Here is a 20,267-nt window from a genome sequence, read left to right on the forward strand (position 1 = left end):
GTGACGAAAGCGGAGTCGGTCGTGAAGGCTGCAGAGGGCGCGAACGGATCGCTCGCGGCCTTCCGTGTGCCCAATTTCACGCGTTACTTCACGGGCCAGCTCGTCTCAAACACGGGAACCTGGTTCCAGAACCTCGCCATCTCGCTCATCGTCGTGCAGATCACGGGCAGTGCGAGTGCGCTCGCGCTCGTCACGGTGGCCCAGTTCGGGCCGATCCTGCTGTTGGGGGCGCCCGCCGGGAGGCTCGCCGACTCGGTGCCGCCGCGAAACATCCTGGCCGTGACATCCGCCATCGCCGTGCTCGTGACGTGCGGGCTGGCGTTCGCGGTGGGCCAGGAGGAGCCCTCGCTCGGCTGGCTCTATGGCCTCATCGTCGTCTCGGGATGCGTGCACGCCTTCGAGCGGGTCGCCGCTCAAGCCTTCATCTATGAGCTTGTGGGCGCCGAGCTCCTGCGCAACGCGGTCGTGCTGAGCACCGTGTACATCTCGGCGGCACGGTCAATCGGGCCGGGGCTTGCGGGGGTGGCGTTCCTCGCGGTCGGCCCGACGGCATGCCTGCTCATCAACGCGGCAACCTATCTCGCGGTGCTTGTCGCCGTGCTGCTCATCAGGCCCACCGAGCTTCATTCGCGCGTGCGCGCGGAGGGGCCACGCCCGACCGTGCGCGAGAACCTGAGGGAGGTGCGCTCGAACCGGGCGCTCCTCGTCATCCTCGCGGTCAACGTCATCGTCACGGTCGCGGCGATGAACATGAACGTCGTGCTCACGTCGATCGTCTCGCTCTCCTTCGAGGGAGACGCGGGGCAACTCGGCGCGACCCACGCTCTCAACGCTGTCGGCGCGGTCGTCGGCGGGCTGCTGCTCGCCCGCTACACACGACTAGGGGCACTCACCCTCGTGCCGGCGTGCCTACTCTTCTCCGTGACCCTCGCGGTCAATGCCGCCGCTCCCAGCCTCCTGCTGTTCCTCATGGCGGCGCCTCTGCTCGGCGTCGGGATCGGCGTCTACCAGGGCGTGCTGAGCGGCGCAGCGCAGGGTGAGTCGGCGCCACACGCCCTCGGCCGCACCATGTCGCTCGTGACGATGGGCCAGCAGGGGGTCGCCCCCATCGGTGCGCTCCTCGTGGGCGTGCTGATCGACCTGACCTCGGGCCAGACGGCGCTCGGCGTCGCCGCCGTCGTCACGGCAGCGTGCGCGGGCGTGGTCTTTCTCGCCCTTGGGCGACAGCGAATGCAAAGGGAGGTGGTCGCCGATGGCTGAGAGCAACGCCGCACCGCCGCCCATCGCCCAGCCCACCCAGGGAGTTTTCGTGCCACCCATGTCCGCAGCATCCGCCCTCGCCGAGATCAACAGCGCGGCGCGTCGTGATGATTCGCACCGACCGGAGGCATTCATCGTCGGGACCGTCGGCCAGGATGTGCCGCTCGAGATCATCGATGCGGCCGGCGCCGTCGCGCTTCGGCTTCGCGGGAACCCGAGCTGGGCAACGGAGGGCGCCGACCGATACCTCGGCAAGGGGCTTGACCCCGCTATGCGCTCGCTCATGGAGGGCATCCTCGACGGCGCTTTCGGGCGCCTCGACGCGATCGTGATCTCGAGTGACTGCGACGCATCCCAGCGGCTCTTCTATGTGCTGAGGGAGATGCGCCGGGTCACGCCCGAGATCGCCGTGCCGCCCGTCTATCTGGTCGACATCCTGCACCTGCCGCGCGAATCGACCGCGCGCTACAACCGCGTGCGGGTGCGTCAGCTGCTCGAGGTGCTCGAGCGATGGACTGGCAACCGGGTCACCGGCGCCGAGCTTGAGCGAGCCGTGATTGCCCATAATCGGCGACGCGAACTGCAGCGGGCCGTCATGGGGCTTCGCCGTTCGCCCGATCCAAGGCTCAGCGGGGTGGACGCCCTTGCGGTCTTCGCTGCGGCCGACAGGCTGCCAGGGGAGCGATACGCCGGATGCCTCGAGTCGCTTGCCGCGGGCGGCGACCAGCTTGCGCCGCGCGACGGTACGCGCATCTTCGTGACCGGCAGCACACACGACAGCCCCGACGTCTACCGGGCGATCGAGGCCCATGGTGCGACGATCGTGGGGGAGGACCACGACCGCGGCGAGTTGCTCGCGGAACGGGACGTTGCCCCCGCCCGCGACCTGGAGAGTCTCCTCGACGCGATCGCCGACCGGTACCAGTACAACGGGCCGACAGCGCAACGGGCGTCCATCACGGCGAGGGCGGAACACACGGCGAAGCGAATCGGATGCACGGGGGCCGAACTCCTGCTGAGCTACGTGCGGGTCATGGACGAGGCGCCGCTGTGGGACTTCGCTGCGCAGCGGGCCGCGGCATCCGTGCCCTCGGCCGTCGTCGTGCGACAGCCCTACGGGGCGATCGACGCGGAGGAGCTCGACGTGGCCCTCCGGGCACCAGAGCAGACGGGAGTCAACCGATGAGCCGACACCGCGGTGACCGCCTGACCGCGGCGGGGGATGCGGTCGCCTACCAGCGCGAGTGGTTCCGCGGGCTGCAGGAGCACGTGGCGAACGGGGGGCGCTTCGCGCTCGTGAACGCCGACACCCCGCACGAACTCCTTCGTGCCTTCGACATCCCCTATGTCGTCAACCAGTGGTGGTCATCCATCGCCGCCTCGAGGTCTGGCGCGCAGCGCTACCTCGACCTTGTCGCTGAGCGCGGGCTGCCGCGTGACTCCGAGCAGTACAACGCGATCGGCCTCGGTTCGGTCTTCGACAGCGACCCCGCAACGGCGCCTTGGGGTGGCCTTCCTCGACCGTTCCTCGTGCTGGGCGACATCACGGGTGACGTCACGCGCAAGGTGTTCGATGTGTGGGGGGAGCAGGAGGGCATTACCTTCTTTCCCCTCGAGAACTCGGCGGAGCCGGAGATGGACGGCGAATGGTGGGATGCCCTCCCGCACGACTGGGAGCGCCTGACCGGCTCACATCGCATCGACCTCATGGTCGACGAGCTCCGCGAGCTCATCGTGTTCCTCGAGGAGGAGACCGGCACGAGGTTCGACCCGTCACGGCTCGCGGAGATCATGGCGCTCGGCAACGAGCAGGCGGAGTGGAATCGCCGCACGCGTGACCTCCTCGCGAGCGCCGTGCCGTGCCCCGTGAGCGTCAACGACAGCATCTCTTCAGTCATGGTGCCGCAGTGGCATCGGGGCACGGAGTGGGGGCGGGACGCCGCCGAACAGCTCTACCGGGAGGTGGAGGCGCGGGTAGAGAGCGGCAGCGCACTCGCGAACCCCGAGCGTGCGAGGCTCATGTGGGTGGGCCGCGGGCTCTGGTTCGACCTCGGCTTCTACCGGCACTTCGAGCAGGAGTACGGTGCGGTGTTCGTGTGGTCGATGTACCTCGCGATCGCGGCCGACGGCTATCTTCGCTACGGAGACGACCCACTCCGTGCCCTTGCTGCCCGCTTCGTCGGCTTCCACGAGCACCTCTACGTGCCGCCCATGTCAGCCGAGTGGTACGTGCACCAGGCGCGCCAACACGGCGTCGACGGCGTCGTGCATCTTGTGTCGGATGACCCGCGCGGCAACTGGGCGACCACCCGCGCCCTCGAGGCGGCGGGCATCCCCGTGATCGAGGTGCATGCCGACAATGCTGACGACAGTTCCTATGATGTCGACGAGTTCAGGGGTCGCGTTGCGACGTGGCTCACGAAATCGGTGCTGTCCTCGGATAACGTGGAGCAGTCATGACCACGCCGACGAGGGGCGAATCGAGGATGGACTTCCTCCCAAGCGGGCCCCACCTGCCCCGTTCCACGACGGGCCGCGAGCCGCAGTACCTCATTGTCACGCTGCTCGGCGACTACTGGTTTGGCCGGCGCGAGAAGATCCCGTCCTCTGCACTCGTCGATCTCCTCGCCGAGTTCGACGTCACCGAGAGCAGCGCGCGTCAGGCCATGCGTCGCTTGACGAACCGCCGGATGCTCGAGCAGTCGAAGTCTGGACGCACCACGTATTACGGCATCCCGGAGCAGATGACGGAGTCGACCGCGGCGAGGCGCAGCCGCGTGCTGCGCTTCGGCCTCGAGTTCACCGATTGGGACGGGCAGTGGACCATCGTGTCATTCTCGATCCCCGAGAAGGCCAGGGACGTGCGCAGGTTGTTGCGCAACGGCCTGCGTGACCTCAAGTTCGGGCTGCTCAACGATGCGATCTGGGTCTCCCCACATCACAGGACCGAGCAGGCGCTCGCGCTCCTGGAACAACTTGATGTCGCGGATGCGAGTGTCATGCGGGGCGAGATCCTGCCGCGACCCGGCCGCGATCTCTCGTTCGTCGATGTCTTCGACCTGCGCGAACTCGAGGCGGACTACCGCGACTTCATCGCAAGGCACGAGCCCATGATCGAGGCCGTCGTCGCGGGCCGGATCGCCCCCAGCGAGGCGCTCGTGCTGCGCACCGAGGTCATGAGCGAGTGGCTGCAGTTCCGACAGGTCGACCCGAGCCTGCCCGCCGAGCTCCTGCCGGAGGACTGGCCGCGTCGTCGCGCCCGCGAGGTCGCCTACCGCATCTACGATGAGCTGGGCACGACGGCTGAGGGCCGCTTCCGGCAGATCATCGGCAATGTCGACCGCGACCTCGCCCAGCTGGCCTCGCACCACACCTCGCGCGACGCCTAGGCGGCCGTCACGCGCAGGGGCACACCCTGGGCGCCGACCTCGGGCATCCGTGTCGTCTCGATCTCGCCCGCGAGCTCGATGCTGCTCGTGCGTCGGAGGAGTTCCTCGAGGGCGATGCGCAGGCTGAGCCTCGCAAGGGACATGCCGACGCAGCGGTGGCGTCCGCGCCCAAATCCCAGGTGCTTCATGATGTTGGGCCGGTCGAGGATGAACTCGTCGGGGCGTTCGAACACTCGCTCGTCGCGATTCGCGGATGCGTAGACGAGCGTCACAGGTTCGTCGGGATTGATCGTGCGGCCATGGAGAGTGACCGGTTCGGCCACTGTGCGCGCGAAGCCGCGGTAGGGGGTGTAGAGACGCACGAACTCTTCGACCGCGGCGGGGAGCAGCTGGGGGTTCTCGCGGAGCTGCTGCTGGAGTTCGGGGTCGCGTGCCAGGTGCACGCAGATGCCGCCGAGAAGAATGGGCGGAGCCACCATGCCGACGACGAGGGACTGGCGCAGGGCGCCGACCACGAGCTCCTCGCTGAGTGGGGCACCCTCGTATTCCTCAGAGAGCAGCGAGCTGGCGGGATCGGTCTCGACGGGCCGTGGGTTCGCCTTGCGATCGGCGACGAGGGCGCGGGCCATGTCGTACATCTCGTTGCTGCGTTCGGTGACGAGTTCTCCGTCCTGTCGCCGCCAGGCATCCACCCACTCGGATGCCGTCGATGCAAGTCGGTAGACGTCGTCATGGTCGAGATTGAGCCACTCTGCTGCGGTGAAGGCAGGGTAGATCGTGCCGAAGCCCTGGCAGATGTCGCTCGTGCCGGCCTCGATGAACGGCGTGATCTCGCGGGCGGCGTGTTCCTGCAACTTGGCCTCGATCCGTTCGAGGCGGGAGTGGTGCAGGGTGCGGTCGAGCGCACGGCGAAAGGGGGAGTGCGCCGGTGCGTCGAAGTTGAGGGGCGGGCGGCGAATGCCTCGGGGATCGCTCGGCACGACCGCGCGCACGGATGAGATGTAGAGGTCGGAATCCTTTGCCGCCGCCTCAACGTCAGCGAAGCGCGTGAGGGCCCAGAAGCCACCGTAGGCATTCGAGCGGGCGACGGGATGTTCATCCCGGAGCTGTCGATACATCGCGTGGGGACTGTCGAAGGTCTCGGGCGCGCCAGCGTCGAAGTCGTCCGGGATGGGGCTGCCGTTGGGAGAAGTCGTGATGCTCATGGAGTTCCTTTGCTGGCGAGAGGGAGCGGCGCGGCCTACGCCCGCACGAAGTCGAGCGGCACAGACCGTGTGCCCCACTCCGCCCAGATCGCCATCTCGGGATCCCCGGCCGCCGTGAAGCTCGCGCTGCGAGCGAGGGCCTCCTCGAGCGTGATGACCATCATCATTCGGGCAAGGGGCGCGCCCGGGCAGCTGTGCGTGCCGCGGCCGAAGGAGATGTGCTTGGCGATGTTGGGCCGGTTCAGCACGAACTTCTCCCCGTCGGGAAAGACGCTCTCGTCGCGGTTGGCCGAGGTGTAGACGAGCGCGATGGGGTCGTCCTTGCGGATCAGCTGCCCCTCGAGCACGACGTCTTCGCGGGCCGTGCGGGCCATGCCGCGGTAGGGCGAGTAGAGGCGCAGGAACTCCTCGACCGCCGCGGGGATGAGCGTGGGGTCACGTCGAAGCTGCTCCTGCAGTTCGGGGTCGCGGGCGAGATGCACGAACATGTTGCCGATGAAGACGCTCGGGGCGACCATGCCCGTCACGATGAGCTGGCGCACGGTGCCGAGCACCATCGCCTCCGGCAGCGGCTCGCCGTCGGGACGGGCGGCCAGGAGCGCCGCGGTGAGGTCTACTTCGGGGTCGTAGCCGCCGGCCTTGCGCTCGTCGATGATGCCCTGGGCGATCTCGTAGAGCCTTCCGCTCAGGCTCTTAACCACATCGTGGTTGAGCACCTGGATCGCGTCGACGTAGGTGCCCGTCACCGACTTGATGGTCTGCGAGGTCTCGACGTCGAGATTGAAGAAGTCGGCGAAGACGTAGGCGGGGAACTTGTGGGCGTACTGGGCACAGACATCCGCCCAGCCGGCATCGATGAGCGGGTCGAGGAGCGCCACGGCGGATGCCCGCACCTTCGGCTCGAGGGCACGCATCTTCGGCGGCGTGAAGGCCTTGTTGATGATGCGGCGGTAGTCGGTGTGCTCCGGCGGGTCGAGGTGCAGGGGAGGGCGCACGCCCGTGAAGGCGAACTTGGGCACGGCGTTCTGCTTGGAGGTCGTGAAGTGTTCGATGTCGGTGATGACGTTGAGCACCGCGTCGTAGCTGAGGGCGGCCCAGAAGCCGTCGTACTCCTGGCTGCGAGCGACCGGATGCTTCGGCCGCAGTTCATTGAACTCCTCGTGCGCACTCGTGAATGTCTCGGCCGGACGCACCGGGTCGAAGTCGTGGGCACCGCGCCGTTCGTCGGTCGTGCTTGCGTCGATCATGGGTCCTCCTTGTGCTGCTGCTGCCGGGGCGAGGATGACGGCGCCCGGCCTGGCCCGGGCGCCGTCATGCGATCAGTTCGCGCCGAGCAGTTCGTTGATCTTCGCCTTGGTCTCGTCATTGACGGGGCCGGGCGAGACCCAGCCGTCGACCATGTTGAGACCGAAGGGTGAGCCGTCGCCGGTCTCTTCGGCGAGCACCTCGCTGCCCTCCTGCGAGAGAAGGAAGTGCGCGAAGAGCTTCGCGGCGTTGGGGCTCGGACTCTCCGCCGAGAGGGCGATGCCGATCTCGGGTCCCGTCGTGGGGCCGAGCAGTGCTGCCTCGACGGGAGCGCCCTCCTTCTTGAGGGTGTTGACGATTGCGAGCACGCCGGGGTGGGCGAGGTCGCCCTCGCCTGCAGCGACACCCTGCGTCGTCACGACGGCGCTGTTCATCCACGTCGGCTCGTTCTTGGCCACGTCGCGCAGGAAGTCCTCGCCGAACTCGTCCACCATGAGCGACCAGAACGTCAGGTTCGCGGGCGAGGTGTCTGGCGCGGCGAAGAGCAGCTTGCCCTTGTACTTGGGGTCGGCGTACTCCTCCCAGCTCGTCGGCTCCTCCTCGACCGCGTCGGTGTTGTAGACGAGGCGCGTGGGCACGAGGCTCACGATCGCCGCACCGCCGTCGTTGCGCACGAAGTCGGCCGGGTACTCGTCGAACCCGGGGATGTCGGCATCCGCGAGGGGCGTCAGCCATCCCTTGTCGAAGCCGTCAGAGTAGAACGGCGAGTGCGTCAGCATGACGACATCGGCGACCGTCGCGCCCGCCTCGGCCTCTGCCGAGTAGCGCTGCTGCAGGTCGGCCGAGACGAGTCGCTGCACGCTGACGTCGACGCCGTACTTGTCGGTGAACGCCTGGGCGACCGCCCGCATGGGCCCCTCATCGATGATGCTGTAGAGGGTCATCTCGCCCTCTTCCGTCGCTGCGTCGATGAGTTCCTGGAGTGCGGGATCGTCGACGGTCACGTCGGGCGCCGTGGTGCCGCCCCCTCCGCCGCCGCCACTACAACCTGTCATGGCGAGGGCTGCCACGAGCCCTGCCGCGAGTGCTGCGTTGCGAATCTTCATTGATTGCCTCCTTGCTCGGTGTTACTCGGGTGAGTGTTTCTGCGGTGGGTGGAACAGACGGACGGCTAGCCGATCTTGGCCGTGATGCCGAAGCGGGACTTGCGGCGTGCGTAGACCATCACGACAACGAGCACGGTCGCGGTGATGAGCACGAGCACGGTCGAGAGAGCGGCGAGCAGCGCATAGGAGCCGCCGTTGAACACCTCGAGGATCCTGAACCCGACGACGGGGTTGCCCGTGCCGGCGAGGATCGCCGACGCCGTCAGGTCACCCACCATCCGGATGAAGAGCAGTGCCCACCCCGCGACGAGGCCCGGCACCATGAGCGGCAGGTAGACCTTCACGAAGGTGCGAAGGGGCGAGGCGCCAGAGATAGCGGATGCCTCGGGCAGTTCCTTGCCGACACTGCTGACCGCCGCATCCGCCGCGATGGATGCCTGGGGTAGGTAGAGGGCGATGTAGCCGATCAGGAGGATGGCCAGCGTGCCCCCGAGGCCGAACGGTGGCCCAGCGAGCAGGAGCAGGATGCCGACGGCGATGACCATGTTGGAGACGGCGGCCGGCATCTTGATGCCGAGGTCGAGCGCCTGCGCGAACCCGGTTCGCTTGCGCGCGACGTAGAGGGCGACGAGCGCTGCCGCGATGATGCCGATGAGCCCGCCCACGACGCCGAGTCCGAGACTGTTGGCGAGTGCCTCCCGCGTGATGCGGTCGTCGATCACGGCCGCCTGGAGCGCCCGCAGGGAGAGGCTGTCCCATCCGATCTTCGGCGTCCAGTAGCCGTTGAGCGAGACGATGACGAGCGCGAACATCGGCAGCAGCGTCGAACCGGCGACGTAGAGGAGCATGAGCCCGCGGAGCGGCCACTTCCACACACCGAGGTTCGTGGGGTTCGAGCGGGCCCCCTTGCCCGTGAGGGTCGCGTAGCGCCCCTTGCGCAGGATGCGCACCTGCAGCGCGTAGGCGAGGCCGACGAAGAGCACGATGAAGGCACTGAGGCCGACCGCGACATCCGTCTCCGGGGGATAGGTGAAGGTCAGCAGCTGCACGATGCGCACCGAGAGCACGTCGATGCCGGCGGGTGTTCCGATGATCGAGGGGATCGAGAACATGCCGAAGCCGAACCAGATGCTCAGGAGGAGGCCCGCACCGATGCCGGGGGCGATCGCGGGGAGCGTGACCTTGACGAGCGTGCGGAGGGGGCTGGCGCCGCTCAGCCGCGATGCCTCCTCAAGGCTCGTGTCGAAGCTGCGCAGGCTCGCGGCCGCGTTCATGTAGACGAAGGGCACCGCGTAGAACGCGAACACCATGACGAGCCCGTACCAACTGTTGATGTTGAAGGGGCCGGTCTCCATCTCGATGCCGAAGATGCCGATGAAGTCACGGAACCAGGCGTTGAGCAGCCCGGCGCGGGGCGAGAGCAGCATGGTCCAGCCGACCGCTCCCGCGACGGGCGGCAGCAGGAAGGGCAGGAGGGGGAGGGCATCGCCGATGACGCCCATCCGTGCCGTCGTGCGCTCGTTCAGCCAGGCAAGGAGCACGCCGATGACGACGGCAAGGATGCTGCTGCCCGCGACGACGATGAGCGTGTTGAGGATGAGCTGCGGCAGGTCGGGGACCGCGAGCGTGCGGGCGATCGGCCCCGTCGTGAACTGCCCGTCGACCCAGAACATCCCGACGACGACGCGCCCGAGGGGAATGATGACGATCGCGATCAGGAGGAGTGCGATCGCGACAGTGACGGCGTCGAAGGGAGTCGTGCGCTTCTCGCGGAGGCGGCCGAGGCGGCTCGGCGGCTTCGTCATGGTCTGGGTCATCGCGTCGCCCGAGTCGCGACCGAGCCCGTCACGAGCGGCCCACCCTCTGGATCGCTTGCGGGGAGCACCCGCACGTCGTCGGGGCGCACCGAGACCCAGGCTGATTCTCCTGCCGCGACGTCGTCGAAGCGCGGGCTCCACAGCCTTGCCGTCATCTCGCCGTGCCGCACGAGGTACTCCGTGTGCGAGCCGACGAAGAGGGTCGCGTCGACCGTCATCTCCCAGCGGTTGACCGTCGTGGGTTCGCTCTCAGTCAGCACGCCGCGCTCCGGGCGCCAGAGTGCGACCGCCGCGTCACCCACTTCGAGGCCGGCCGAGGTGTCGGTCGAGGCGATGCGACCGTGCGGGGTGTCGATCACGAGGCCTGAGGCATCCGCTTGCGCGACGACCCCCTCGCTCTCATTGATCGCGCCGATGAAGCGTGCGACATATCGCGTGGCCGGTCGCGAGTAGATCTCCTGCGGGGTGCCAAACTGGGCGATCCGCCCCGAGTCGACGACCGCGATTCGGGTCGCGAGTTCCATGGCCTCGGTCTGGTCGTGCGTGACGAAGAGCGCCGAGAAGCCGAGCCTGCGCTGCATCGAGACGAGTTCGAGGCGCAGTTGCTCGCGCACCTTGGCATCGACGTTGGAGAGCGGTTCGTCGAAGAGAATGACCTCGTCGTTGCTCACGAGGGCGCGCGCGAGTGCCACGCGCTGCTGCTGGCCACCGCTCATCTGCCCGGGGTACTGGCGCTCCAGTTCCGGAATGCCGACCTGCGTCAGGGCCGTGCGCACCCGCTGGGCGACCTCGTCCTTGCTGAGGCGCACACCTTTGCGGCTCGCGAGCGGGTAGGCCACATTCTTGAAGACGGTCATGTGCGGCCAGAGGGCATAGGACTGGAAGATCATGCTGATGCCGCGGCGCTCCGGCGGTGCCGCGATGCCTCGGGAGGAGTCATAGAGTGTGCGTCCCGCAATCTCGATCGTGCCCTCATCCGGCGTCTCCAACCCTGCGATCGTGCGGAGCAGCGTCGTCTTTCCGCAACCGCTCGGGCCCAGCAGCACGATGAACTCGCCTGGGTCGACGTCGAAGCTCACGTCGTTTATGGCGAGCACCTCGCTACCGTCCTCGCGGCGGAATCGCTTGCGGAGTGCCGTGACGCGCACGGCGGGTGCCGGGATGGTCGCCGCGTTGGCGCGCGTTGCCGGGGCGTTGGTCGCTGCGGTGCTGAGCGGCATTCGAGATCTCCATTGATTCGAGTACTTGTGCTCATCAACGATAACGGTCGTCAACTATTCTGTCTAGCAATTTACGCGCGCAGGGCGTCGCACCGGCGTCGGCGTGCCGTCGCACCGCCGACCCTACGCGTAGGGTGCTGTTGCCTCACACGCTCAAGCGCGCAGCATTAGGCGTCGCGCAGCATCCGCTCGGCAAGCCTCGCGAGTTCGAGGCTCGCGGATGCGGCTTCGCTGTCGCCGTCGTGCGTCGACCAGGCCGCGCTCAGTGCGCACGACGCGATGGCCCACCCGAGCACGGTGTTCACGGCAGCACCGCTTGACTCGGCGATGAGCTCGACCCGTTTCTCGAAACGCTCGAGGGCGACATCTCTCCGCGGGTTTCGAAGCAGCACCGTGTAGTCGAAGAGTCGGTTGCCATGCACGCCCTTCGGATCGATGGCACGCCAGTCGCCGTCGCCGAAATCGAGCACATTGTCGTGGTGCAGGTCGCCGTGCAGCACGACGTCCTGGCTCGCATCCGCGAGGAGTGTCGCGGCGAGACCTGCTGCGCGACTCCAGAGACCGTCGGCTCCGTGAGGATCGTGCTCGGCCATCTCGAACAGCTCACGGAACCAGTCGGCCAGCGCCACGAGCCCCACGGGCGGCGACGAGACGGCGGATGCCCCGTGCAGGGTCTGGGCGAGGGAACAGAGCTCGAGGGTTGCGGCATGATCGTCGCCGTCGATGGCGATGGTGGCGAGTGAGCGGCCGGTGGCTCGCGCCAGCAGCACCGCGTGCTCGTCGACGCGCCAGACGGGCGCCGCACCGGCACCGTTCCACCATGCCAGCACGCTGTTGCCGCGCGCCTCCTCGTCGATGCGGGCGACCTTGAGCATCCCGTCCCGGCCGTCGAACGATACCGGGATGAGCGTCGACGACGGGGTTGTCAGCGTCTCACCGGCCACGGTGAGCCCCCACTGTGCGAGGTAGTCCTCGGGCTGCGCGGGGGTCCACATCGGCATTACCAGGCGGCGGGCTTGTAGTCCTTGAGGAAGACGCCGAACAGGTCGGTCCCCGCTTCGCCCATCACGATCGGGTCGTAGACCCGCGCCGCGCCGTCGACGAGATCGAGGGGAGCGTGGAAGCCCTCCTCCGCGAGGCGCACCTTCGTGTGGTGCGGGCGTTCGTCGGTGATCCACCCGGTGTCGACGGCACTCATGAGGATGCCGTCGGTCTCGAGCATCTCGCCAGCGCTCGTGCGGGTGAGCATGTTGAGGGCGGCCTTCGCCATGTTGGTGTGCGGATGCCCCGGGCCCTTGTAGCGCCGCGAGAACTGGCCCTCCATCGCCGAGACGTTGACGACGTATTTGCGACGGGCCGGTGACGCGGCCATCGCTGCGCGGAGGCGGCTGATGAGCAGGAAGGGCGCGGTCGCGTTGGCGAGCTGCACCTCGAGCATCTCGAGCGGCTCGACCTGCTGCACGTGCTGCGTCCAGCTGTTGATGCGGTCTTCGTCGGGGATGAGCCCGCCGGCGTCGATCGCGGTGCCGGCGGCGAGTCGCTCGAGTGACGACGACCCCGCCATCATCGCCTCGGCCGCGAGCGCTTCTGCCGCCGTGCGTCGGTCGGCGTCGACAGCCGTGCGAGCGAGCAGCGGATGCGCCGTGACCGAGGCCGCGATGGAGAGCGGATGCTGGTCATTCGTGTGGCCGAAGGTCACGAGTTCGACCTGGGGGCCGTCTGGCAGGGGAGCCCGCTCAGCCTCGACGAGTGCGCTGTAGGCACCGGGGGAGCGGCGCACCGTCTGGGCGGCGTTGTTGATGAGGATGTCGAGCGGGCCCTGCTCGGCGACGGAGTCTGCAAGGCCGATGACCTGGGCCGGATCGCGCAGGTCGATGCCGACGACACGCAGGCGGTGGAGCCACTCTTCTGAGTCCTCGAGCGAGGAGAAGCGGCGCACGGCGTCGCGGGGGAAGCGCGTCGTGATGGTCGTGTGGGCGCCGTCGCGCAGCAGTCGGAGGGCGATGTGCATGCCGATCTTCGCGCGGCCACCCGTCAGCAGGGCACGCTTGCCCGTGAGGTCGGTGCGGGCGTTGCGCTTCTCGTGGCTGAAGGCGGCGCAGTCGGGGCAGAGCTGGTGGTAGAAGGCGTCGACCTGCGTGTAGTGCTGCTTGCAGATGTAGCAGGCGCGCGACTTGATGAGGTGGCCGGCGATGGGGGCGGTCGTGCCCGGCGCGAGCGGCACGCCGCGAGTCTCGTCGTCGATGCGGTCGGGCGCACCCGTCGCGGTCGCCGCGACGACGGCACGGTCGGCCTCCGCGATGGCACTGCGCTTCTCGACCTTGCGGTTGCGCTTGACGGCCTTGAACATCCGTGCCGTCGCGCGGCGCACGGCCACGAAGTCGGGATGTTCGTCGTCGAGGCGATCGAGTTCCGCGAGCACCCGTAGGGCTGTGGCGAGATCGTCGGGGTCTATCCCGTCGTGGCCTGTCGCGGGCGACACGTCGGTCGACGATTCTGGGGCGGCGCTCATTGGGCCGATTCTACCCGGCGCAGGCATGGAGCCGCCTGCCACATTGTCATGCGCTGCTCGTATCCTCGGCAGCATGAACGACGTCGGCCACGGGGAGCACGTGCCTCTGCACGTGTCTTTCGTTGAACTCGTGCTCGTGCATGGCATGGGCCGGCAGCGGCCCCGAGAGACGCTCCTGAGGTGGGCGGAGCCGCTGGTTCGGCGTATCGATTGGCTCGCGGGAGACGAAGCATCCGCTCGCCTCGTCGCGGTCGATCTCGATGTCGACCAGGACCCGAGGGTGGTCGTGGCGACCCAGGTGACGGATGACTCGGGCGCCGAGCGTCTCGTCGAGGTGACGATCACGGAGGCCCGCTGGGCGGAGGCGTTCCCCGGGCTCGGCAGGGGCGAGACCTTCGTCTGGGGCCTCAGCTTTCTCCGGCGCACGATCGGTCGTCTCGGCGGCTTCATCGCACGGCTCCTCGTGCAGATGATGCTCGATGTCGTCGCGCTCCCGGGCTGGGCCGCCGCGCGAACATCGGTGCCGCGCGCCGTCTGGGCGATCCTGCTGCTGCCGCTGATCGTGGCCACCGCGGCGACCACCGTGGCAGCGCTCGTCATCCTCGGGCTCGGGCTCGGCGCACTCCTCCTCGCTGGGTATGCCGTGCTGATCCTCATCGGCCCCGTGCTGCTCATCCCCGGTGTCGCCCGAGTGCTCGGACCCATCGTGGAGCTTGTCGTGGAGTTCATCGGTGATGCGGCCGCGTGGACACGTCGACCAGTGCGGGCCGCCGCGATGCGTCGCGTCGTGGAGGAGGCCCTGGGCGAGGCAGAGGGTCGGCTCGAGCGTGCGGTCGCGGCCAATGGCGGCGAGGGCCGGCTCGTGGTGCTTGGGCACTCCCAGGGTGCCTCGATCGCGGCGGACGTGCTCTTCAACCGGCCCGACGGTCACAGGCCGCCCCGCGTCGATGCGCTCATCACGGTCGGCGCGGCCGTCACGCTCCTCGGGCGCGCGCGATGGTCGGGGCCAGCCCAGGACCTCCCCGCGATGGAGAACCCGGTCGTGGGCTGGTCACGGCGTGAGCCGCCTGTGCGCTGGAGCAACTTCTGGGGCGTCTTCGATCCCTTCCCCTCCGGGTCGATCTCGACGACCGCCGTCAACCGCCTGCGCCGCTGGCGGGAATCCTTCGAGCGCACGACTCCACGGAATCCTGCCCCCGGGCCGGAGGAGCGCCCCGTGCACAACACGGCCTGGCCGTTCACGGAACACCTCGCCTATGCGGGCAACATCCCCCAGGTCGTCGACCCGATCGCGCGCCTCCTGCTCGACCTTCCGGTGCCCGCCGCGGATGCGCACGCGTCGCTGCGTCGCATCCGGCACTCCCGCGGGGTGCGTGCGTTGGGACTGCAGCGGATGCTCGTGCTCGCGCTCTCGGCGACCGTGCTGCTGCTCGGCCCGCTGCTTCTCGGCCCGGTCGAATGGACGCCCTCGGCCCTCACCGACCTGCTCGGGGAGAATGCGGCCTGGATCGTCGCGGCCGTCGCAGTCGCCGTGTTGGGGCTGTGGATCAACGAGGCGCTCTGGCGACAGCACGCGGCCAGGATCGCGTGGCGGCGGGTGCCGCATCCGCCGCGCCTGTGGCTCGGTGGCCTCGTCTACAGGGCCATCCTGCTCGCGATGCTCACGGCATCCGCGGCCCTCTCCTGGCCGGGCGTGGCCACCGTCGTGCTTGCGGGCGCCATCTCAGTCGTGCTGCTCGCGGCGCCGCACGTGGGCAGGCTGCCGCGCGTCGCCCCACCCCGACGTGTGCTGCCGCGTCAGCCGGCACGCCGCGACTAGGGCAGGATCGAGAGATCATGCCGACACATCCCGTGGACCTCGCCGCCGCCGTCGAAGGACTCGGGGGCAACCCCGACGGGGTCTACACCGCCTTTGAAGCGTGGGCGTCGGGGCGGGGCTTGACGCTCTACCCGGCACAGGAGGAGGCGGTGCTCGAGATCGTCACGGGCGCCAATGTCGTGCTGAGCACGCCGACCGGCACGGGCAAGTCCCTCGTCGCGGTTGCCGCGCACGCGGCCGCCCTCGCCTCGGGGCGACGCAGCTACTACACGGCGCCCATCAAGGCGCTCGTGTCGGAGAAGTTCTTCGCGCTCGTCGAGATCTTCGGGGCAAAGAACGTCGGCATGGTCACGGGTGATTCGAGTGTCAATGCGGATGCCCCCATCGTCTGTTGCACGGCAGAGATCCTCGCGAACGTCGCACTGCGACACGGCGAGCAGGCCGAGGTCGGGCTCGTCGTCATGGATGAGTTCCACTTCTACGCCGACCCGGAACGCGGCTGGGCTTGGCAGGTGCCGCTGCTCACCCTCCCGCACGCGCAGTTCGTGCTCATGTCGGCAACGTTGGGCGACGTCGCCTGGCTCGCCGACGACCTCTCCCGGCGCACCGGTCGCAGCACCGCGACGGTGACGGGCGTCGAACGGCCCGTCCCGCTCTCCTACGAGTACGTCACGACCCCCGTGCACGAGACGGTGGAGGAACTTCTCGAGACCCACCGTGCGCCCATCTACATCGTCCACTTCTCCCAGGCAGCGGCGCTCGAGCGGGCACAGGCGCTCACGAGCATCCGTGTTGCAACCCGCGAACAGCGCGATCGCATCGCCGACGCGATCGGCGATTTCCGATTCACGACGGGCTTCGGCCGCACGCTGTCGCGCCTTGTGCGTGCGGGCATCGGCGTGCACCACGCGGGCATGCTGCCCAAGTACCGCCGTCTCGTCGAGCAACTCGCCCAGCAGGGCCTGCTCAAGGTCATCTGCGGAACCGACACGCTCGGCGTGGGCATCAACGTGCCCATCCGCACCGTGCTGTTGACGGGCCTCACCAAATACGACGGTACACGGATGCGGCAGCTCTCGGCGCGTGAATTCCACCAGGTCGCAGGTCGGGCCGGCCGTGCGGGCTTCGACACGGCGGGAACCGTTGTCGTGCAATCACCCGAGCACGAGTCTGAGAACGCCAAGGCCGTGGCCAAGGCGGGGGACGACCCCAAGAAGCTCAAGAAGATCGTGCGCAAGCGCGCGCCGGAGGGCTTCGTGTCCTGGGGTGAACCGAGCTTCGAGCGCCTCATCTCGGCTGAGCCGGAACGTCTCACCTCGACCATGTCGGTGAGCCACTCCATGGTGCTCAATGTGATCGCACGCGGGCAGGATCCCTTCGGTGAGGTGCGACGCCTGCTCGAGGACAACCACGAGCCGCGTCCACGACAGCGCGCGCTGTTGCGGCAGGCGCTGGCCATCTTCCGAACGCTGCGCACGGCAGGGGTCGTTGAGGAGGTCGACGGGCAGATCCGCCTCACGGTCGACCTGCAACCGAACTTCGCCCTCAACCAGCCCCTCTCGCCGTTCGCGCTGGCAGTCTTCGACCTCATCAGCCCGCCAGAGGATGGCTCGGCGCCGCCGTCGGACACGCTCGCGCTCGACATCATCTCTGTACTCGAGTCGATCCTTGAAGACCCGCGGCCCGTTCTCTCCGCGCAGGAGTCGCGCGCGCGAGGCGAGGCCGTTGCCGCCATGAAGGCGGAGGGCATCGAGTACGAGCAGCGCATGGAGCTGCTCGAGCAGGTGAGCTACCCCAAGCCGCTCGAAGAACTGCTGCAGCAGGCCTTCGAGACCTACCGTTCCTCGCAGCCCTGGGTCGGCGACTTCGAGCTCAAGCCGAAGTCCGTCGTCAGGGACCTGTACGAGCGCGCGATGACGTTCAACGAGTACGTCGGCTTCTATTCGCTCGCGCGAAGCGAGGGCCTCCTGCTCCGCTATCTCTCGGATGCCTACCGGGCGGCCAGACAGACGATTCCCGACGAGCTCAAGACCGAGCAGCTGCGCGACCTCATCGAGTGGCTGGGTGAACTCGTGCGCCAGGTCGATTCGAGCCTTCTCGACGAGTGGGAGGAACTGAGCCATCCCGATCCGGAGCGGCATTCCGACGCACCCGTGACGCCACCGGCGCCGCGCGGCGTGACGTCGAACGAGCGGGCCTTCATGGTGCTCGTGCGCAACGCCCTGTTCCGGCGAGTGCAGCTCGCGGCGCTCGAACGCTACGACGACCTGGGCGAACTCGACGCGCAGGCGGGCTTCACGGCCGAGCGCTGGCGGGACGCCCTTGATTCCTACTGGCAGGAGCACGACCAGATCCTGACGGGTGCGGATGCTCGCAGCAGCGCACTCCTGCTCGTCGAGCGAGCGCCGGGGGAGTGGCGCGTGCGGCAGATCCTCGACGACCCGGAGGGGCACCACGACTGGGGGATCAGTGCTGTCGTCGACCTCGATACTTCGGATGAGGCGGGTGAGGCGATCATCGTCGTGACCGCCGTGGATCGTCTCTGACCGCATCCGGTCGTTCTTGCACAACCCTCCCGGACTGGGGTGAAAGCCTCCCAGACTGCGTCGTTAGTGTGGGGGAATGGCCACTTCGCTCACGCCGCAACACCTCGCAGAGGTGCTCCCGGGCGCGTGGGGTCTCGGAGCGACGAGCCAACTGTTCTGGCTCGACGGCAGGCACGGCGAGCCGCGTTTCACCTTCAGGGTCGCTGGCATGTCGTCGCTGCGCCTGACCGAGACGATCGAATTCGCGAACCTCGACGGCCGACCCCGCATCCTCGCGGGGAAGACGCGTTGGGTCCGTGACGAGTTCGTGTGGAGGGGTTCGGGCGCTGATGCCCTCGTGACCCGCCGCTGGTCGGCTGCCGGCGTCGACGAGACGGGTTCGATTCTTGTCATGCGCAACCGGCGCACGCGTGCCTTCGCGAACGGGATCGACATCCTGGTGCGGGAGGGTGCAGAACTGGGCGAACTGCGCACGATCGTCGCATCAACGGCTGCCGAGCTTGGGCTCTCACCCGAGGACTTCGCCTCGCTCACCTGGATCCGGCGGAACGACTGACCGGCGCTCTCACTCCCCGGGCAGGGTCGGCAGCTGCACGCCGAGGAGAGGGTCGTTCACGGCGTCGGGGGAGACGTGGGTGATTGCGTTCCCACCCGTGTCGGCCCGCGCCGCTGGCACCGTCGCGATGCCGGCGGCAAAGACCGCCGCGAGCGAGACGACGGCCGCTGCGAGCATGACGCTCGCGATCGTGTGCACGGCCGTGAGTCGCGATTCGCGCCGAAGACGCAGCACGTCGACCACCAGCACGATGAGGATGCCGCAGGCCGCGGCGACGACGAGGAGCACCGGCACGCTGACGAGGCCGGTGACATCGAATGTCGTCTCGTCGTGCGTGACGAGTGCAGGCTCGATCAAGACGAGCGCGAGGGTGCGCACGGACATGGCGGGTAAGGCCTTCGGGTAGGGACTGCGTTCGGGTTGCAGTGCTCGAACGCTAGCAGCGGGCCCCGAGCTGGTCAATCACTGCGGGCGTTCCCCGGCGGGTGCGGCCGCATGGATGCGCCTGTCACACGTCGTCGCGCCCGCCCATGATCTCTTCACGCACGCGTCGAAGGTCCTCCATGAGGGCCCCGATGAGGATCCAGTGTTCGGGGTGCGGGACTGCGATTGCGAGCGGGGCGGTGAGCGCCGGAAGGTCGGCCGTCAATGGTTCGGCATCCGGTTCGCGGCGCGGCGCGGCGAGCAGTCGCAGGTCGTGCGCGGCACGGTCGAGTTCCGAGCCGATCGCCCGCACCATGGGCTCCGCCCTGAGTGTCTCGTCGTAGTGGTCGTGCACGGCCCTCGTCATGCCGAGCACGCGCGTCACGAGCACGTTGAGCCGGCGCAGCAATTCCGCGTCCCAGGCGATCTCATCGCGGTGGATGCCGCGGCGAGGATTGAGCAGGAGGCTCTCCTCAGCGCGAGTGACCTGTTCGGCTGCATCCCGTTGAAGGGCGCGCAGCTGACGGGCGCGAGAGAGGACCTCCCGGAGTTCAGCGCGCTCGGTGCCCCGCGTGAGCACCTGCGAGAGCTCGTCGAGCGTGTCGGCGATGCGATTGGCGAGTTCCCGCACCGCGCGTCGCGAGGGCTCGCGCAGCACGGGCGGCACGATGGCGAAGTTGACGATGAGGGCCACGATCACGCCGATGACGGTCTCGATGATTCGTTCGAGCGCGTAGTCGGCGGTGTTGCCGGCGCCGATCGCGAGCACGAGCATGGCGCTGATGGGAATCTGGTTCGCTGAACCGGGGGTCAGACGCAACGCCCACGCGAGGAGGAGCGCGACGACGATGATCGCGAGCACGCCCCAGCTCGACTCGCCGAACAGGTGGCTCGCGCCGTAGGCGAGGAGCACGCCGACGAGCACGCCGAGACTACGCTCGATCCCCTTCGCGAGCGACTGGTTGAGGCTTGGCTGCACCACCAGCAGGGCCGCGATCGTCGCGAAGATCGGCAGCGGTTGGTCGAGCAGGAGCCATGCCGCGACCCACGCGATCACGGAGGCGAGTGAGGTCTTCACCACCTGCAGCAGGGGACTGCGGGAGGCGGCTCTCACAGCGGCGATCGGGGGCATGTCACCACCGTATGCCCGGGCGCGCGTGCGCGGCGTT

At 68.3% G+C, this 20,267-nt stretch carries 16 protein-coding genes; 7 read left to right on the forward strand and 9 right to left on the reverse strand.

Features of this window, described 5'->3' with window-relative positions; genetic code table 11:
* Positions 1-21 precede the first annotated feature (21 nt).
* From ACIQK7_RS10720 to ACIQK7_RS10735, 4 genes are read left to right on the forward strand one after another with little or no spacing between them, the layout of a single operon-like run.
* Complete coding sequence (locus ACIQK7_RS10720) at positions 22-1,260, forward strand: MFS transporter (protein ID WP_403024529.1); 1,239 nt, start codon at positions 22-24, stop codon at positions 1,258-1,260.
* Complete coding sequence (locus ACIQK7_RS10725; RefSeq protein WP_403024532.1) at positions 1,253-2,446, forward strand: 2-hydroxyacyl-CoA dehydratase; 1,194 nt, start codon at positions 1,253-1,255, stop codon at positions 2,444-2,446. The genes ACIQK7_RS10720 and ACIQK7_RS10725 overlap by 8 nt, the downstream gene beginning before the upstream one ends.
* Complete coding sequence (locus ACIQK7_RS10730) at positions 2,443-3,720, forward strand: 2-hydroxyacyl-CoA dehydratase (RefSeq protein WP_403024534.1); 1,278 nt, start codon at positions 2,443-2,445, stop codon at positions 3,718-3,720. Before ACIQK7_RS10725 ends, ACIQK7_RS10730 begins: the two co-directional genes overlap by 4 nt.
* Complete coding sequence (locus tag ACIQK7_RS10735) at positions 3,717-4,649, forward strand: PaaX family transcriptional regulator C-terminal domain-containing protein (RefSeq protein ID WP_325210648.1); 933 nt, start codon at positions 3,717-3,719, stop codon at positions 4,647-4,649. Before ACIQK7_RS10730 ends, ACIQK7_RS10735 begins: the two co-directional genes overlap by 4 nt.
* On the opposite strand, the gene ACIQK7_RS10740 is transcribed toward ACIQK7_RS10735, so the two are convergent.
* From ACIQK7_RS10740 to ACIQK7_RS10770, 7 genes are all read right to left on the reverse strand, one after another.
* Positions 4,646-5,854, reverse strand: a complete 1,209-nt coding sequence (locus tag ACIQK7_RS10740) for a cytochrome P450 (protein WP_403024538.1) — start codon at positions 5,852-5,854, stop codon at positions 4,646-4,648. The genes ACIQK7_RS10735 and ACIQK7_RS10740 overlap by 4 nt on opposite strands.
* A 35-nt stretch (positions 5,855-5,889) precedes the next feature.
* Positions 5,890-7,101: a cytochrome P450 gene (locus ACIQK7_RS10745; protein WP_403024540.1), complete on the reverse strand. Its 1,212-nt coding sequence runs from the start codon at positions 7,099-7,101 to the stop codon at positions 5,890-5,892.
* A gap of 72 nt (positions 7,102-7,173) precedes the next feature.
* Positions 7,174-8,205, reverse strand: a complete 1,032-nt coding sequence (locus ACIQK7_RS10750; protein ID WP_403024543.1) for an ABC transporter substrate-binding protein — start codon at positions 8,203-8,205, stop codon at positions 7,174-7,176.
* 65 nt (positions 8,206-8,270) lie between these two features.
* A complete protein-coding gene (locus tag ACIQK7_RS10755; RefSeq protein ID WP_403024546.1) occupies positions 8,271-10,022 on the reverse strand; it encodes an ABC transporter permease in 1,752 nt (583 codons plus the stop codon).
* On the reverse strand, positions 10,019-11,242 hold the full coding sequence (locus ACIQK7_RS10760) for an ABC transporter ATP-binding protein (RefSeq protein ID WP_403024549.1): 1,224 nt from the start codon (positions 11,240-11,242) through the stop codon (positions 10,019-10,021). Before ACIQK7_RS10760 ends, ACIQK7_RS10755 begins: the two co-directional genes overlap by 4 nt.
* A 167-nt stretch (positions 11,243-11,409) precedes the next feature.
* Complete coding sequence (locus ACIQK7_RS10765; RefSeq protein ID WP_403024552.1) at positions 11,410-12,243, reverse strand: aminoglycoside phosphotransferase family protein; 834 nt, start codon at positions 12,241-12,243, stop codon at positions 11,410-11,412.
* On the reverse strand, positions 12,243-13,754 hold the full coding sequence (locus ACIQK7_RS10770) for an SDR family NAD(P)-dependent oxidoreductase (RefSeq protein WP_403024555.1): 1,512 nt from the start codon (positions 13,752-13,754) through the stop codon (positions 12,243-12,245). Before ACIQK7_RS10770 ends, ACIQK7_RS10765 begins: the two co-directional genes overlap by 1 nt.
* A 73-nt stretch (positions 13,755-13,827) precedes the next feature.
* On the opposite strand from ACIQK7_RS10770, the gene ACIQK7_RS10775 reads away from it, so the two are divergent.
* The 3 genes from ACIQK7_RS10775 (at position 13,828) to ACIQK7_RS10785 (ending at position 18,675) form a co-directional block, all read left to right on the forward strand.
* Positions 13,828-15,573 (forward strand): hypothetical protein, encoded by a 1,746-nt coding sequence (locus ACIQK7_RS10775; protein WP_403024557.1) that lies wholly within the window; start codon positions 13,828-13,830, stop codon positions 15,571-15,573.
* A 17-nt stretch (positions 15,574-15,590) separates the two neighbouring features.
* A complete protein-coding gene (locus tag ACIQK7_RS10780; protein WP_403024559.1) occupies positions 15,591-18,119 on the forward strand; it encodes a DEAD/DEAH box helicase in 2,529 nt (842 codons plus the stop codon).
* A gap of 76 nt (positions 18,120-18,195) precedes the next feature.
* The gene (locus ACIQK7_RS10785; protein WP_403024561.1) at positions 18,196-18,675 is read left to right on the forward strand and encodes a hypothetical protein; all 480 of its coding nucleotides are present in this window, start codon (positions 18,196-18,198) and stop codon (positions 18,673-18,675) included.
* A gap of 9 nt (positions 18,676-18,684) precedes the next feature.
* Here ACIQK7_RS10785 and ACIQK7_RS10790 read toward each other — a convergent pair whose 3' ends face one another.
* Together ACIQK7_RS10790 and ACIQK7_RS10795 are read right to left on the reverse strand one after the other, a co-directional pair.
* Positions 18,685-19,059, reverse strand: coding sequence for a hypothetical protein (locus ACIQK7_RS10790; protein ID WP_403024563.1), 375 nt, complete (start codon positions 19,057-19,059; stop codon positions 18,685-18,687).
* A gap of 124 nt (positions 19,060-19,183) precedes the next feature.
* Positions 19,184-20,230 carry an aromatic acid exporter family protein gene (locus ACIQK7_RS10795; RefSeq protein WP_403024564.1) on the reverse strand — a complete coding sequence of 349 codons (1,047 nt, stop codon included), beginning with the start codon at positions 20,228-20,230 and terminating at the stop codon, positions 19,184-19,186.
* Positions 20,231-20,267 lie beyond the last annotated feature (37 nt).

It is taken from the genome of Salinibacterium sp. GXW1014, from assembly GCF_044769865.1.
Lineage (GTDB): Bacteria > Actinomycetota > Actinomycetes > Actinomycetales > Microbacteriaceae > Homoserinimonas.